Raw genomic sequence first — 14,012 nt, 5'->3', positions numbered from 1 at the left:
GACACCGTGGACCGGCCGAGGGTACGCAACGCTGTCGACGGCGCCACCGCGCGGGCCCTGGCCGATGCCTTCGACCGGCTCGGCGCCCGCGACGACCCGCTGGTCGGTGTGCTCACCGGGGCCGGCGGCACCTTCAGCACCGGGATGGACCTCAAGGCGTACGCGGTCGGGGACACCCCGAACATCCCCGGGCGGGGCTTCGCGGGGCTCACCCGGACCCGCCGCCGCGCCCCCCTCATCGCGGCCGTCGAGGGCTGGGCGCTGGGCGGCGGCACGGAGATGGCCCTCGCCTGCGACGTGATCGTCGCGGCCCAGGACGCCACCTTCGGTCTCACCGAGGTGAGGGTCGGCCTGGTGCCCCTGAAGGCGGCATCGTGTGCCTGCCCGAAAGCATCCCCCGCGACATCGCCGTCGAGGTCCTTCTCACCGGCCATCCCCTGCCCGCCGAACGGGCTCATCAGCTCGGCGTGCGGGAAGGAGCCCATGCCTTCGCCGAGAAGCGCTCACCCCCGTGGGAAGGCCGCTGACCCCAGCCCGTTCCCCAGGCCCGAGCCCGTTCCCCATGCCTCGGGCCGCCATCACCGAGGACCGGCCGATCGTACGGCGATGCCCCGCCGGGAACCCGTGTTCCCGGCGGGGCACTTGATCAGCGCGCCGGTGACCGCGCGGGCAGGACGGCGGGCGTCCGTGGCACCTGGACCCGGGCGCCGCCCGGGTCCGACCGCGGTCGCGGCGAGGCGTCCGTCAGCCCACTCCGGCGTTCAGGAAGATGCCGCCGTCGACCACCAGCGTCTGCCCGGTGATCCAGTCCGACTGTGCCGAGGTGAGGAACGCGGCGGCGCCTCCGATGTCGGAGGGCACGCCGAGCCGGCCGAGGGGGTAAGCCGCGGCCGCCTCCGCCTCCCGGCCCTCGTACAGGGCCTGCGCGAACTTGGTCTTGACGACGGCGGGCGCGATCGCGTTGACCCGCACCTTGGGCGCGAACTCGTGCGCCAGCTGCACGGTCAGGTTGATCATCGCGGCCTTGCTCATGCCGTACGCGCCGATGAACGGCGAGGGAGAGATGCCGGCGACGGACGCGATGTTGACGATCGCGCCGCCGTTCTCGCTCTGCCATGCCTTCCAGGTCAGCTGGGCGAAGCCGAGCGCCGAGACGACGTTGGTCTCGAAGACCTTGCGCGCCACGTTGAGGTCCAGGTCGGCCATGGGGCCGAACACCGGGTTCGTGCCCGCGTTGTTGACCAGGTAGTCGACGCGTCCGAAAGCCTCCATGGTGCGCTCGACGGCGACGGCCTGGTGGGCCTCGTCGTGCGCCTTGCCCGCGACACCGATGACGCGGTCGGCACCGAGTGTCTCGACGGCCTCCTTGAGAGCGTCCTCGTTGCGGCCGGTGATGCACACGCGGTCACCACGGGCGATGAGGGCCTCGGCGACGCCGTAGCCGATGCCACGGCTCGCGCCGGTGACGAGGGCGACCTTGCCGGAGAGTTCGGGAAGTGCGGTCATGTCCGTGTCCCCGCCCTTAGTTGAGCGGTCCGCCGGCCACGTACAGCACCTGGCCGGAGACGAATCCGGCGGCCTCGCCGGTGAAGAAGGCGATGGCGTTGGCGATGTCGTCGGGGTTGCCGACGCGCTGCACGGGGATCTGGGTGGCGGCGGCGGCCTGGAAGTCCTCGAAGCCCATGCCGACGCGGGCGGCCGTGGCGGCGGTCATGTCGGTGGCGATGAAGCCGGGCGCGACGGCGTTCGCGGTGACGCCGAACTTGCCGAGTTCGATGGCGAGCGTCTTGGTCAGGCCCTGGAGGCCCGCCTTGGCGGCGGAGTAGTTGGCCTGGCCGCGATTGCCGAGAGCGGAGGAGGACGACAGGTTGACGATCCGGCCGAACTTCGCCTCCACCATGTACTTCTGACAGGCCTTCGCCATCAGGAAGGCACCGCGCAGGTGCACGTTCATGACGGTGTCCCAGTCGGACGCGGCCATCTTGAACAGCAGGTTGTCGCGGAGCACGCCCGCGTTGTTCACCAGGATCGTCGGCGCGCCGAGCTCCTCGGCGATCCGCGCGATCGCGGACTCGACCTGGGCCTCGTCGGAGACGTCGCAGCCGACCGCGACGGCCTTGCCGCCCGCGGAGGTGATCTTCTCCACGGTGTCCTTGCACGCGGCCTCGTCGAGGTCGATCACCGCGACGGCGCGGCCCTCGGCGGCCAGTCGTACGGCGGTCGCGGCGCCGATGCCGCGCGCGGCACCGGTGACTACGGCGACGCGCTGCTCAGTGGTGGACATTGCTGGTTCTCCTCGCCCTTGAAAAGCCCTGCGGCCTGACATGTCCTGCGGCTCACACGGTACGCCCGTCCGGTGAGCGACCGCTTAGTACCTTCAGCAGACGTGACGCTAGAAGCCCTGGCACCCGGTGTCAACGGCACACGGCGCGGGTGTGATCCATTACCTGACCAGCAGCGCGAGCAACCGCTCCGTCTCCGCCTCCGGATCGGCGGTGAGGCCCGTGTGCACGGGCCCTGGCTGCAGCACCGTCGAGCGCGGCGCGATCAGCCAGCGAAAACGCCGGCCCGCATCGTCCCCCGCGGCCTGACCTGCCGCTTTCCCACCCGCGCAGACCCCTTCCACGGCGCGCAGCGCGGCCCGTACGCCCGCCACGTCGGCCTCCGGGTCCAGCGCCCGCAGTTTCGTCTCGTCCAGATGGGTGCGCGCCGCCACGAAGGACTTGGCGCGGCAGTACACCAGTACGCCCGCGTTGAAGCACTCACCGCGTTCGACGCGCGGCACCACCCTCAGCAGCGCGTACTCGAAGACGTCCCGCTCGCTCACGCGTCCCCCTCGGTGACCCTGGTGCCGTTGGCTCCCCCGCCGCCAGCGGGACCCTCGCCGCTCGTACTGCCCGCCCCGGCCTCGGGGCCCTCGACGCCCCTGACCCGTTCGTGGATGACGGCGGCGCGGGCCAGGAGCGGCTCCGCGTAGGCGCGCCGCAGCGCCTCGGTGGAGTCGAAGCCCGGCTCGTCCGCCAGCCACTCCTCCGGGATCGCGGCGGTCACCTCGGCGAGCAGTTCCGCGGTCACCAGCGGCGCCAGCTCGGCCGCCGCCGTGGCGATGTCCGGGCCGAAGGGCGCGAGCGCGTGGTCGGAGGCGTCGTACGGCTTGGCGGCGGAGGCTCGGGCACCGGGCCAGTGGTGGTGCCAGATCATGGTGGCGCCGTGGTCGATGAGCCACAGATCGCCGTGCCACATCAGCAGGTTGGGGTTGCGCCAGGAGCGGTCGACGTTGTTGACCAGCGCGTCGAACCAGACGATGCGCCCGGCTTCCCGCGCGCTCACGTCGAAGGCGAGGGAGTCGAAGCCGACGGCGCGGGAGAGGAAGTCCATGCCGAGGTTCAGCCCGCCGCTCGACTTGAGCAGTTCCTGGACCTCCTGGTCGGGTTCGCCGAGCCCCAGGACCGGGTCGAGGCCGATCGTCACCAGTCCGGGCACGCGCAGGCCGAGCCGACGGGCGAGTTCACCGCAGACGACCTCCGCGACGAGCGTCTTGCGCCCCTGCCCCGCGCCGGTGAACTTCATGACGTACGTCCCGAGATCGTCGGCCTCGACGAGCCCCGGCAGCGAGCCGCCCTCACGCAGCGGTGTGATGTAGCGGGTGGCGGCGACTTCTTTGAGCAATGTTCCCGGCTCCCTCGTTCTTCGGCCGTACCAATCTACGGTCAGGCGCGCCTCCTCCGGGAAGCGGAGTGCCCCGTCCGGTCACCGCTCGTAGGTGCCGTACATGGTTGCCCGCGCGATCGCGTGGGTGAAAAGGAGGAAGTCCATGAGGGCGGGGGCCGTCGCCTGCGACACCTCCAGTTCTTCCACGTCGACGGCATGGACCACGAGGAAGTAGCGGTCCGGGCCGTTGCCCGGCGGTGTCGCCGGACCGAGGTACCTCCTGTGGCCGGCGTCGTTGACCAGCGTCACCGCGCCGCCGGGCAGATCGCCACCGTCTCCGGCCCCGGCCGGAAGGCCGGTCACGGAGGCGGGAAGGTTGGCGACGGCCCAGTGCCAGAAGCCCGAGGCGGTGGGCACGTCGGGGTCGAACATGGCGACCGTGAAACTCCGTGTCTCCTCGGGGAAGCCGGACCAGCTCAGTTGCGGCGAGACGTCCGATCCGCCCGCTCCCAGGATGCCGCTCACCTGCGCACGGGCCAGTGGCTCGCCGTCGGCCACGGACTCCGAGGTCAGCGTGAAGGTCCTGATCGGCGGCATGAAGTCGTACGGACCAAAGGGTTTGATCATGACGATCCCTCACTCCAGGGCGACGTCGTCGTTCCCGTCGCCGCTCGTGGCGTGCGAGCCGCGCCGATCGCCCGCTGCAGACTCGCCAGCCAGATGGCCGCGTCCACCGCGTAGTACAGCAGGGGGTCGGGGTCCCGGCCCGCGGAGGCGGCACAGACGTCGCGGATCACTGTGCTGTCGGCCTGCGCGTCGGTGGTGGGGCCGGTGACGGGGCCGCCCACGGGAGCGGGCCGGCCTTGTCCCGAGCGCAGGTCGTGGCTGAACTCCAGCGTGCTGAGCCGTAGTCGGTGGGCCGCGTCGCGCAGGTGCGCGGCGCTCAGCGGCCACGCGGACAGCGCGCCCGGCGGGCAGTTGTCCAGCAGGATCTGGCCCATCGTGATGACCCGGTTGCCCATCAGCATGATCGCTTGGAAGTCGGTGTCCGAGGCCGCCCCTTCCCGCCGCCGTACGTGCCGCTCGATGGCGAACTCCGCGTAACTCGCCTCCGCGATCCGTTGAGCGAGCCTCGCCCCGGGCAGGGCGTCGGTCGTCCGCACACCTTTGGTGATGGTGTCGGTGACATCGGTGACCGCTCGGGTGCCCTGGTCGAGCACGCGCGCGCAGGCCCGCCGCAACTCGCCCGTGCCTCCGTGCGGCCACGCGAGCAGCCCGACGAAGGCACCGATGAACGCACCGGCCAGCACGTCCAGCACCCGCGCGGCCGCCAACTCGGGCCCGCTGCGGGCCACCTGAGAGAAGGCGGCCGCCACGGTCAGGGTGAAGAACGCCTGCCCCCAGCCCGGCCCCAGCACGGAGCCCGATGCGAACGCCAGGAACATGCAGGGCGGAAGCATCACCGCGTACACCACCGGCGCGTCCACGGCGAAGTGCAGGATCAGCGCGGCCACGACCGCCCCCGCGAGCGTCCCGCGCAACGCGGGCCGCAGAGCGGTACGGGTGTCCGCGGCGCTCGTCCGCATCACGGTCAACGTCGTGAGCAGCGCCCAGAATCCGTGTGCCAGACTCAGCTCGCCCACCACCAGCCGCACCGCGGACAGCGCCACCGCGGTGCGCACCGCGTTCTGGAAGCACACCGACCGCGGAGTCAGATGCGCGCGCACCCGCCAGTAGTACAGCTCCGGGGTCGACCTGCCCGCGTACCAGAACGCGCCGTGCACCTCCGGCGACGCCGTCCCTGCCGGCACGGGGGCACCCAGCGCGATCCGGGCCGCTGTCACCACCAGATCCGCCGTGTGCGTGATGTCCAGGGCGATCGCACCGTCACGCACCATCGTGGCGGAGTACGTGCCCGCCGCGCACGGCCGCACACGATACGACTCGAACACACGGACCGCGGACCGGCACCACGACCGCGTCGGCGGCGGCGCCTTCCCGCTCAGAGCCCGTGCGACGTCTTCGCAGGCTGCGGCCGAGGCCGTCAGCAACCCCTTCGCGGCCGGTCCGGGCGGGGCCGCCCCCCTCTCCAGCGACTCGGCCAACTGCCGCGTCTGTGCCAGGAGATGCCGCATGTGCCCGGCGCCCTCGGACAGCGCGCGGTCCCGCGCCGACGCCGACACGGGACGTTCGTCAGGCGGCACCCGGCTCATGCGCAGCGCCTGCGACGCCTCCGGCAACAACGCCGGATCGGAGTACCGGGGTGGATCCTCCGCCAGTCCGTGCAGCGCGTCGGCCGCCGCCCGACCCGCCCGTGCGAGCCGGTCCTCGTACCGACCCGGGCACGGCGCCGGCCAGAGCCACACCTCCGCCGCGGCCATGAGCAGCACTCCGGCCGCCAGGCCCGCGAGCCGCAACCCGAGCGTGGCCGGGGCGTAGGGCGGAAAGCACGGAAGGATGTAGAACAGCTGCAGCCCGTTGGCCAGCCCGACCATTTTCGGGCCGCCGACCCCGCTGTACGTCACCAGGAACCCCACGACGAGCATCCCCAGTGCCGCGGCCCACCCGTACACCGCCAGCCACGTACCGAGCGTCACCAGCGCCATGGCGAGCGGCAGCACCACCAGCAGCGTCCGCGCCCGCTGACGCGGCGTTCCCGGCACCGACGACAGCCCGCCCGCCGCCACGGCACCGAACAGGGCGTAGATCGCGACGGTCCGGTCTCCCAGCCCGTACCGCGCCGCGTAGAACCCGGCGCACGCCACCACGGTGACCCGCGCCGAACGCCGCGCCGCGGCAAGACCCGTGTCCCGGGTCCGCGGCCACTTCGTCCGGCGCAGCACTCCCACCGGTCAACCGTAGGCTCCCTCCGGTGGCCGGACCACCGCGCGGGCGTCCGCGCGCCGCGTTCCGGATGCGGGGGCGGGGCAGGCGCAGGAACCTGGTGATGTCGGAAGCGGGGGCCGCGATGACCGGCGACGGAGTCCGGGTCCCGTCACGCGTGCCCGCCCTCTTGCCCGCCGACGGAAGCGAGGCACACCCATGCGGATGCGAGCAGCCCGGATGCACGGATACAACGAGCCCCTCCGGATCGAGGAGGTTCCCGTACCCGAACCCGCGCCGGACGAGATTCTGCTGAAGGTCGCCGCGACCGGCATGTGCCGAAGCGACTACCAGCTCGTCGACGGCTACTTCAAGGGTCCGTTCCCCGTGGACTTTCCCTACATCCCGGGCCACGAGGTCACAGGCCGGGTGGCGGGGCTGGGCAGCGGCGTACCGCAATCGGTCGGCTACTCGGAGGGGGACATGGTCGTGGTCAACCCCAGCTGGGGTGACGGCACATGCCGTCAGTGCCGCGAGGGCAACGAACAGCTGTGCAGCGGCAACGGCAGGTGGGTGGGCTTCGGCCCTCCGGGAGGCTTCGCCGAGTACATGGCCGTGGAGTACCGGCACGCCGTTCCGGTCTCGGAGGAGGCCGCGAGGACGCCCGAACTCCTCGCTCCCATGACCGACGCGGGCATGACCCCGTACCGGGGAATGAGGAAGCTGCGGGACGCGGGCAAGCTCGGTCCCGCCCGGACCGTCGCCGTCACGGGCATCGGCGGTCTGGGCAGCTACGCGGTCCAGTACGCGAAGCTGCTCGGAAGCGGAGCGACCGTGGTGGCCCTCGCGCGCACTGACGGCAAGCTGGACGTGGCGAGGGAGAACGGCGCGGACCACGGGGTCAATGTCAGGGACAAGTCCACCGAAGCCATCCAGGACGAACTGGAGGGGCTCACGGGCCGCAGGACGATCGACGCCATCCTGGACTGCGTCGGCAGCGAGGCGTCCATCTCGATGGGGTTCGACCTGCTGGGTCCCGAGGGCGCGCTGGCGGCCGTCGGCCTCATGAGTCACCGCGTGGAGCACAACCAGTTCCCCTTCGTGGGGACGGAGCTGTCCTATCTCGGTTCTTTCTGGGGCAACCACATGGACCTCGTAGAGGTGCTCTCCCTCGCCGAAGCGGGCCTGGTCAAGCACAACGTCACCAAGGTCGCGCTCGAGGACGTCAACGAGAACCTGGAGGCCCTGGGGCGGGGCGAGATCGTAGGGCGGCAGGTCATCGTCTTCGACTGAGCGGGCACCGCGGACGGCCCGCTGATCTCCAGCGGGCCGTCGGGGCGCGCGTGTTGATCTCCAGTTGACCTCCAGCGGGCCGTCCGGGTATGCCCGTTGACCTCCAGCCGGCCGTCCGGGCTCAGATGATGTCGAGGCAGTCGAGGAACGGCGTCGCGGCGGACGTGTCCCCGGTGATGCGGCAGTGGTCGCGCCAGGGTGCGCGCGTGGTGCCCCATGCGATGAAGTCGGATGCCGTGCTGCTGATCCTGGTGGCGCCGTCGGCCCCGGGTCGCACGGTCAGGGGTCCGTCCTGCCGGGCGGCGGGGTGGACGGTGACGGTGGTGGCGCCCGGTCCCGTCAGGTCGAGGACGAGGGGTTCGCAGACGGTGGCGGCGAGTTCGGGCCCCTGCATCTGGGGCAGGCCGGCGAGCATGAACGCGACCGCGGGTGCGACCAGGCCGTCGGTCTCCTCGGGCACGGCGAACGGGAGCGGACCGTCCGGGGCGAGCATGTCGTGGCGCAGGTGGCACAGGACGTTGAACGCCATGGTGTTCGCCAGGAGATGTCGCGGGTAGGTCCCCAGGCCCGGCACCTCGACCGGTTGCCCGGCCCGTGAGGGCTCCTGGGCCGACTCCAGGATCTCCAGCTGCCTTGGGGTGAAGTCGCGCCACTCGTCCACGACTTCGCCGTGGCTCCAGCCGCGGCGCTCGTCGACCCGCAGGTCGTGGTAGCGCTCGCGGTTCTTGGGCAGGGTGGGGTCCGGGGCGGGGGGTTCCACCGCTTCGTGGGCGAGGGCACCGAGGTGGGCGATCACGTCGATGACGCGCCAGCCCGCACAGGCGGACGGCAGTTCCCACTGCTCGTCGTCCACCAGGGACACGACGTCCGCCAGGTGCTCGCTGCTCAGACGCGCGGAGGACAGTCCGGCACCAGTCATCGGTTCCTCCCTTCATGACCCGGCCCGAGGACCCGGCCCGAGGGCCGTGGACCGGGGCCGGACGGGCGTCGGGCAGAAGTGGTCACGCGGGGGTCCGGCGGGACGTGCGGTAGGTGGCGGCCACGTCGGCACGGCCGAGTCCGTCGTCCGCGGCGCGGTGCAGCCGCTCCCGGACGACTTCGGCGATGCCGAGGTGCAAGCCGGCGGCGCGGGCCGTGTCGGTGATCAGGCCGGCGTCCTTGGCTGCCGCTTCCAGGGGGAAGGATGGGTCGTCGAGATCGTCGTCGATCATCTTCGGGCCCTTGTTCTGCACGTACGGGCTGTTGAGTCCGCTTCCGTCGATGACGTCGATGACCAGGTGGGGATCGACGCCGAGGGCGGCGGCGAGGGTGAGGGACTCCGCGATGCCTTCGACGGTGGTCAGGACCCAGGCGTTGTAGGCGAGTTTGAGGCTGCTGGGCCGGCCCACTTCGTCGAGCCAGACCGTGCGTGATCCCACGGCGTCCAGGACCGGTCGGACACGGTCCCGGACGTCCGTCCGGGAGGAGGCGGCCAGGACGGTCAGCGTTCCGGCCACGGCTGGTTCCTTGGTGCCGAGGAGGGGTGCTTCCACGTAGGCGACGCCGAGGTCCGCGGCCTGATCGCCGAGCCGGCGGCTGCCGTCCGGAGAGACCGTGCACGACTGCACCCACACCGCGTCGGCGCCGAGGCCGTCCCGGGCCTGGTCCATCACGTCGGCGACCACACCCTCGTTGGCGAGTGCGGTCAGGACGACGCTCGCGCCCCGGCATGCCTCGGCCGCCGTGTCGCACACCACCGCGCCGACGCCGGCCAGCGGTTCCGCGGTGGCCCGCTCGCGGTTCCACACACGCAGTCCCAGCCCGGCCGACGCGATGTTCCTCCCCATGGCGTCACCCATGGTCCCTGTTCCGAGCACTGCCACCACCGGTTGCCCCTGCCCGGACGGCACCGGGTTCGCTCCGCTCATCGTGACGCCTCCACGCCGCTCGATACGCGCCTTCGCACCTCGGCATCCGGCGCGTGGACCCGCTTCCCGCGTCCGGCGCCCGGAGCGGGCGCCGGGGCATGCCCGTCGCGACCGTCCCGCAGGGGGCCGCACCCGGCGGTCAGGAGTCCTGGCCGACCCATACGGTCTTGGCGTTCATGAACTCGCGCATGCCGAGGTCGGACAACTCCCGTCCGTAGCCACTGCGTTTCACACCTCCGAAGGGGATCTCCGGATAACTGGTCGTGTTGCCGTTGATGAACGCCATGCCGGACTGCACGTCCCGCACGAACAGCTCCCGCTCCTCCGCGTCCTCGCTCCACAGGTTCGATCCCAGGCCGTAGGGGTGCCCGTTGGCGATCTCCAGTGCCTCTTCCAGAGAGGAGACCGCCCATACCTGCGCCACCGGACCGAAGACCTCCTCGTGGTACATCTTCATCTCCGGTGTGACACCGGTCAGCACGGTCGGCGGGTAGAACCACCCCGGCCCATCCGGACGGCTGCCGCCCACCAGCGCCGTCGCCCCCTTGCCGACGGCGTCGTCGACGTAGTCCTCCACATCCCGCCGGCCCGACTCGGTGGCCAGCGGACCGACGTCCGTGCCCTCGTCCATCGGGTCCCCCACCACCAAGGCGCCCATCTTCGCCGTGAATCTCTCCAGGAACGCCTCCGCGATGTCCTGGTGCACGAAGAAGCGCTTGCCGTTGATACAGGATTGCCCGTTGTTCAGCGTCCGCGCCTTCACCGCGACGTCGGTGGCCCGCTCCAGGTCCGCGGACGGCATGACGATGAACGGGTCGGAACCACCGAGTTCGAGGACGACCTTCTTGATCTCCTCCCCGGCGATGGTGCCCACCGAACGCCCCGCGGGCTCACTGCCCGTCAGCGTCGCGGCCCGCACCCGATCGTCCCTCAGCACCTCTTCGACCCGGCGGGCGGAGATCAGCAGCGTCTGGAACACGTCCTCCGGGAACCCCGCCTCGCGAAAGAGCCGCTCCAAGTACAGCGCGCACTGCGGCACGTTCGACGCGTGCTTGAGCACCCCCACGTTCCCGGCCATCAGCGCGGGCGCCGCGAACCGCATCGCCTGCCACAGCGGCAGGTTCCACGGCATGACCGCCAGCACCACGCCGATCGGCTGGTACGTCACGAACGTCTGCTTGGCACCCACGCGCCCAGCGTCACCCGGCGCGTCCCGCAGGAACTTCGGCCCCTCGGCGGCGTAGAACCGCAGCCCGTGCACGCACTTGGCCACTTCCTCGTGCGCCGCCCGGAGCGTCTTGCCCATCTCCATGGTGATCATCCGACTGACGGCGTCGGCGTCCTTCTCCAGATGGTCAGCGGCCTGCGCGAGCCACCCCGCCCGGTCCTCCACGCTCGTCAGCCGGTACGTCGCCGCCGCGGCGGCGGCTCGGGCCAGCTTGTCCTCCAGCTGTTCGGGAGTGAGCTCGTCGAAGGTCTTGACTACCTCACCGGTCACAGGACTCGTCGTCGCAATAGCCATATATAAACCATATGATCGCCATACGCTCGGTGCAATTCACCCTATTTGCGGCATGCCCGTCGACCGCGCGTGACTCCTTGGGGTGCGGTGCCCGTACGCCACTGACCGAATTCGGTCCGTCACCGCCAAACGATTCAGGGGATCTTCGGCTCCGTCGAACTCCGGTTCGCCTGTTGACGGAGATAGTCGTCGGCGGCGGCGACGATCAGGCCCGTGACAGCCTGCGGGTGAGAGACGAGAGAGACATGGGAGGAATCGATCTCCAATGTCTTGCGCGCATGGGAACGCTTCGCCTCGAAACGTTCGAGACGGGGATCGATGACCCGGTCCTGCTTTCCGACGAGTACATAGACAGGCTTTTCCCGCCAGGCCACAGCGCCGACTTTGTCGGTGAACGCCGACAGCGCGAGGGGGCGTTGCGTGGCCGCCATGATCCTGGTCTGCCTCTCGGGGAGGTCCTGAGCGAAAACCGACCGGATCTTGTCGGCTCGAATGTACACGTCCGTACCGGCACTGCCGTCGCCATTGCGGAACGGAACCTGTCCGAACGAACCCGTGATCTTGGTCGGCGGGAATTTGGCGGACAGGCTGGAAAAGGACTCGCCCTTGTCGGGCATGATCGCATTGATGTAGACGAGCGCCTTGACCTGGTCCACGCCCTCCGCGGCCTGTGATATAACTTCGCCGCCGTAGGAGTGGCCCACGAGGACGATCGGGCCCTTGACGGACTTCAGGAGGCTGTTCAGGTACGTCGAATCCTGGGGCATGCCGCGCAACGGGTTGGCCGGAGCGATGACCTGGTAGCCGTCATGCTGAAGACGCTCCACCACTCCGCTCCAGCTGCTGCCGTCGGCGAAGGCCCCGTGCACGAGCACCACGGTCGGCTTGGTGCCGGGGATGGCGCCGACGGGACCATGGGCGGCATGGGGCAAGACCACGCCCAGCCCGGCGAGCACGGCGACGGCGGCCACCCCCGTCGTCCTGCCGGGCATCATGAGGTGACGGGCTTTCATATGCTTGCCGTTCCTTCAGGATTCGAATATCGAAGGGGCTTTGCGCACGAGCCGACAAACAGGTTCGGCGAGCCAAGTCGCGCCTGACCGCGAGTGGATTGAATCATTCTCATGCAAAAAATACCGCTCCCCGAGATCCGAGGCAACCGCAGTCACCGCCAGAACCTGCCGGGCCGACCTCACCGCCGAAAGCACTCCGACCGCCCCGAGCGCTGAGGACTCGAATGCCAGAATTCCACCGTCAGAATTCCACCGTCAGAATTCCACCGTCAGAATTCCACTTCATCATCCGGAGCAGAATTGGGCCCTTTTGGTCGGCCCGCGCACCGATGCGGGCAACCGGCGCGGGCAACCGGGGCGGAGCTTTCACGAAGCCGTGCGGGAATTCCAGCAGGCATCAGGGACTCGTCGGGCGGTCCTGTCGGCGTGCCGTGCCGCAGGATCTCTGCGGTGGGGCAGGCTGTGGACAGCGGGCGGACCAGCTGTCGGCCCGCTGTCGATCAGGTCAAGAAGTCGCCACCTCCTGAACAGGTCACGGCGGTGGAGCGTACTTCTGTACGGATCAACCCATCACATCCATCGGAGGGAAAGTCAGCATGACCAGCGAATCGCTTCACCCCGCCCCGGCCCCGGCACGCCGCACCGTCGTGGCGGCGGTCGGCGCGGCGGGACTCGCCGTCGCGCTGACCGCGTGCGGGTCGGACGGCAAGTCCTCCGACCCCTCCTCCAGCGCGAGCAGCGGCGGCACGGGCGGCGGCGACAACGGCGCGGCCAGGAACGCGGGCGGCACGGTCCTCGCCAAGACCGCCGACATCCCGGAGGGCGGCGGCAAGGTCTTCGCCGACCAGGGCGTGGTGGTCACACAGCCGACGGCGGGCACGTTCAAGGCCTTCTCGTCCAAGTGCACCCACCAGGGCTGCGCCGTGAAGGACATCTCGAACGGCGTGATCACCTGCCCCTGCCACAACAGCCAGTTCTCCGCCACGGACGGCAGCGTGAAGAAGGGCCCCGCGACGCAGGCCCTGGCGGCCGCCGACATCAGCGTGGACGGGGACTCGATCAAGCTCGCGTGACGCCGGCGGTCGTCAGTGGCGCGGTCGCGCGAAACAGGCCAGCACGTCCTCGGTGGTGGTGACGGTGGCGACCAGGGCGAGCGTGTTGCGGATCATCGCGGGGGTGTAGTCGGAGGGCACTCCCGCGATGGCGTCCGCGGGCACCACGACGGTGTAGCCGCGGTTCACGGCATCGAACACGGCATTCGGGACGGCGACGTTGGCGGAGACACCGGTCACCACGAGGGTGCGGCAGCCCAGGTTGCGCAGCAGCGCGTCGACGTCCGTCCCCGCGATCGGTGACAGCCCGTGCAGACGGCGTACGACGAGATCCTCCTCGGCGACCTCGATCGGGGCGGCGACCCGGACCGCCGCCGTCCCCGGCAGTTGGCGTACGGGAAGCCGTTCGGCCGCGCGGAAGAGCCGGGCGTTGCGGTTGGCGCCACGCCCGTCGGCGCGCCGCTCCGCGACCGCGTGGATCACCTGCACCCCACCCTCATGGGCCGCGGACACCAGTCGGCCCACCTGCGCCAACGCCCCGGAGGAGCGCGCCTCGTCGGCGAGTTCGGGCAGTGCGCTGCGGGGGCCCACCACACCCTGCTGGCACTCGACGGTGAGCAGCACGGTGGTGGCGGGATCGAGGAGTTCGCGGAGCTGTTCGTACGACGGCACGGCTCCCCCTTGTCGTCGAGGGTCGGGGCGGGGGAGCGTAACGACCATTGCGTGGGGACGGAAGACGCCTCATGCTTTT

At 70.6% G+C, this 14,012-nt stretch carries 14 protein-coding genes and 1 pseudogene; 4 read left to right on the top strand and 11 right to left on the bottom strand.

Annotation, left to right across the window (positions count from 1 at the left end):
• Nucleotides 1-6: 6 nt before the first annotated feature.
• Together ACFVTC_RS00245 and ACFVTC_RS00240 are read left to right on the top strand one after the other, a co-directional pair.
• Nucleotides 7-330, top strand: a pseudogene (locus ACFVTC_RS00245) (enoyl-CoA hydratase-related protein); the annotation flags it as partial.
• Nucleotides 331-374: 44 nt separating this feature from the next.
• A complete protein-coding gene (locus ACFVTC_RS00240) occupies nucleotides 375-527 on the top strand; it encodes a hypothetical protein (protein WP_390122341.1) in 153 nt (50 codons plus the stop codon).
• Nucleotides 528-744: 217 nt separating this feature from the next.
• Here ACFVTC_RS00240 and ACFVTC_RS00235 read toward each other — a convergent pair whose 3' ends face one another.
• The 6 genes from ACFVTC_RS00235 to ACFVTC_RS00210 form a co-directional block, all read right to left on the bottom strand.
• Nucleotides 745-1,506: an SDR family oxidoreductase gene (locus ACFVTC_RS00235; RefSeq protein ID WP_390122339.1), complete on the bottom strand. Its 762-nt coding sequence runs from the start codon at nucleotides 1,504-1,506 to the stop codon at nucleotides 745-747.
• Between the two features lie 16 nt (nucleotides 1,507-1,522).
• A complete protein-coding gene (gene fabG / locus ACFVTC_RS00230; RefSeq protein WP_390122337.1) occupies nucleotides 1,523-2,284 on the bottom strand; it encodes a 3-oxoacyl-ACP reductase FabG in 762 nt (253 codons plus the stop codon).
• Between the two features lie 159 nt (nucleotides 2,285-2,443).
• Complete coding sequence (locus ACFVTC_RS00225; protein WP_329525816.1) at nucleotides 2,444-2,827, bottom strand: DUF3037 domain-containing protein; 384 nt, start codon at nucleotides 2,825-2,827, stop codon at nucleotides 2,444-2,446.
• Nucleotides 2,824-3,669 (bottom strand): HipA family kinase, encoded by an 846-nt coding sequence (locus tag ACFVTC_RS00220; RefSeq protein WP_390122335.1) that lies wholly within the window; start codon nucleotides 3,667-3,669, stop codon nucleotides 2,824-2,826. The genes ACFVTC_RS00225 and ACFVTC_RS00220 overlap by 4 nt, the downstream gene beginning before the upstream one ends.
• Nucleotides 3,670-3,750: 81 nt before the next feature.
• Nucleotides 3,751-4,278: a YbhB/YbcL family Raf kinase inhibitor-like protein gene (locus ACFVTC_RS00215; protein WP_390122333.1), complete on the bottom strand. Its 528-nt coding sequence runs from the start codon at nucleotides 4,276-4,278 to the stop codon at nucleotides 3,751-3,753.
• Complete coding sequence (locus ACFVTC_RS00210; RefSeq protein WP_390122331.1) at nucleotides 4,275-6,500, bottom strand: FUSC family protein; 2,226 nt, start codon at nucleotides 6,498-6,500, stop codon at nucleotides 4,275-4,277. The genes ACFVTC_RS00215 and ACFVTC_RS00210 overlap by 4 nt, the downstream gene beginning before the upstream one ends.
• A gap of 193 nt (nucleotides 6,501-6,693) precedes the next feature.
• On the opposite strand from ACFVTC_RS00210, the gene ACFVTC_RS00205 reads away from it, so the two are divergent.
• Complete coding sequence (locus tag ACFVTC_RS00205) at nucleotides 6,694-7,767, top strand: NAD(P)-dependent alcohol dehydrogenase (RefSeq protein ID WP_390122328.1); 1,074 nt, start codon at nucleotides 6,694-6,696, stop codon at nucleotides 7,765-7,767.
• A gap of 121 nt (nucleotides 7,768-7,888) precedes the next feature.
• Here ACFVTC_RS00205 and ACFVTC_RS00200 read toward each other — a convergent pair whose 3' ends face one another.
• The 4 genes from ACFVTC_RS00200 to ACFVTC_RS00185 all read right to left on the bottom strand — a co-directional run bounded on the left by ACFVTC_RS00200 (nucleotide 7,889) and on the right by ACFVTC_RS00185 (nucleotide 12,209).
• A complete protein-coding gene (locus ACFVTC_RS00200; RefSeq protein ID WP_390122326.1) occupies nucleotides 7,889-8,686 on the bottom strand; it encodes a maleylpyruvate isomerase family mycothiol-dependent enzyme in 798 nt (265 codons plus the stop codon).
• An 82-nt stretch (nucleotides 8,687-8,768) separates the two neighbouring features.
• Nucleotides 8,769-9,674: an NAD(P)-dependent oxidoreductase gene (locus ACFVTC_RS00195; protein WP_390122324.1), complete on the bottom strand. Its 906-nt coding sequence runs from the start codon at nucleotides 9,672-9,674 to the stop codon at nucleotides 8,769-8,771.
• A 139-nt stretch (nucleotides 9,675-9,813) separates the two neighbouring features.
• Complete coding sequence (locus tag ACFVTC_RS00190; RefSeq protein WP_390122322.1) at nucleotides 9,814-11,196, bottom strand: NADP-dependent succinic semialdehyde dehydrogenase; 1,383 nt, start codon at nucleotides 11,194-11,196, stop codon at nucleotides 9,814-9,816.
• A gap of 134 nt (nucleotides 11,197-11,330) precedes the next feature.
• Entirely contained in the window at nucleotides 11,331-12,209 is an 879-nt protein-coding gene (locus ACFVTC_RS00185) for an alpha/beta fold hydrolase (protein WP_390122320.1), read from the bottom strand.
• A 596-nt stretch (nucleotides 12,210-12,805) separates the two neighbouring features.
• Between ACFVTC_RS00185 and ACFVTC_RS00180 the strand changes: the two genes are divergently transcribed.
• A complete protein-coding gene (locus ACFVTC_RS00180; protein WP_390122318.1) occupies nucleotides 12,806-13,282 on the top strand; it encodes a Rieske (2Fe-2S) protein in 477 nt (158 codons plus the stop codon).
• Between the two features lie 12 nt (nucleotides 13,283-13,294).
• On the opposite strand, the gene ACFVTC_RS00175 is transcribed toward ACFVTC_RS00180, so the two are convergent.
• Complete coding sequence (locus ACFVTC_RS00175; RefSeq protein ID WP_390122316.1) at nucleotides 13,295-13,933, bottom strand: cysteine hydrolase; 639 nt, start codon at nucleotides 13,931-13,933, stop codon at nucleotides 13,295-13,297.
• Between the last annotated feature and the right edge of the window lie 79 nt (nucleotides 13,934-14,012).

The sequence above is a fragment of the Streptomyces sp. NPDC057950 genome (assembly GCF_042887295.1).
Taxonomy (GTDB): domain Bacteria; phylum Actinomycetota; class Actinomycetes; order Streptomycetales; family Streptomycetaceae; genus Streptomyces; species Streptomyces kaempferi.
Note: the sequence above shows the minus strand (reverse complement) of the source record. Positions and strands in the feature narration are given on the sequence as shown.